Genomic DNA, 1,094 nt, shown 5'->3' with positions numbered 1-1,094 from the left:
AACGTTCTTGATCATGATCTGCTCCTTGCACTCGTGTCGCTAGCTTCCGGAGCCCGCCCGCAGCTTGGCGAGGTCGGACTTGACGGTGTCGACGGGGATCGCGAAGCCGAGGCCGACGCTGCCCGCGTCCGAGGACGACGAGGCCTGCGAGCCCGCGTACATCGCGGAGTTGATGCCGATGACGTGACCGCTCGCGTCGATCAGGGCGCCGCCGGAGTTGCCGGGGTTGAGGGACGCGTCGGTCTGGATGGCCTTGTAGGTGGTGGTGGACGAGCCGGTGTCGCCGTTGAACTCGCGGCCGCCGAACTGGAACGGCCACTGTCCGCCGCCCTGGTTCTGGCCCTGGTTCTCGTCGGTGGAGACCGTGACGTCCCGGTCCAGGGCGGAGACGATGCCGCTGGTGACGGTGCCGGTCAGGCCCTCGGGGGAGCCGATCGCGACGACCGTGTCGCCGACCTGGACGCCGCTGGAGTCGCCGAGCGCGGCCGGCTTCAGGCCGGAGGCGCCCCGCAGCTTGATCAGCGCCAGGTCCTTGGAGCTGTCGATGCCGACCACGTCGGCGGTGTAGCTCTTGCCGTCGCTGGTGCGCACCTTGATGGAGTCGGCGCCGGAGACGACGTGGTTGTTGGTGACGATCTCGCCGCCCGAGGTGATGATCACGCCGGAGCCGGTGGAGGAGCCGCCGGCGAGGTCGGCGTTGATCTCGACCACGCTGGGGCTGACCGCGGCGGCGATGGCCGCGACGTCACCCCGTTTGCCGGTCGGCACCACGGTGGTGGTGCTGCTGCCGGCGGTGGTGACCGTGTCCTTGCCGGTCAGCTCCTGGAAGGCGTAGGCGGTGCCGCCGCCGACCGCCGCCGCGACGATCGCGACCGCCGCCAGCAGACCCACCGGGCCCCGGGTCCGCTTCCTGTGCTGCGGGACGGTTTCCGTGACCGGCCGGTACGGCGGCGGGGGCGGCCACTCGGGGTGCAGGGGGGCGGAGGGGGAGTACGGCTGCTCGGGGGTGCCCTGGCTCTCGGTCATGACAAGAGATTCCCCCGCGACCATGAGAGCCGCCTGAGTGCTCCCTGAGAAGCCCGGCAGAACCTCGT

General features: G+C 70.8%; 1 protein-coding gene. It reads right to left on the bottom strand.

From position 1 onward, the window contains the following. Window positions 1-39: 39 nt before the first annotated feature. Window positions 40-1,026 carry a S1C family serine protease gene (locus IE312_RS37340; protein WP_189986764.1) on the bottom strand — a complete coding sequence of 329 codons (987 nt, stop codon included), beginning with the start codon at window positions 1,024-1,026 and terminating at the stop codon, window positions 40-42. Window positions 1,027-1,094 lie beyond the last annotated feature (68 nt).

It is taken from the genome of Streptomyces capoamus (assembly GCF_014654935.1).
Taxonomy (GTDB): Bacteria; Actinomycetota; Actinomycetes; order Streptomycetales; family Streptomycetaceae; genus Streptomyces; species Streptomyces capoamus.
The sequence above is the reverse complement of the archived record's forward strand: the minus strand, read 5'-3'. Positions and strand labels throughout refer to the sequence as shown.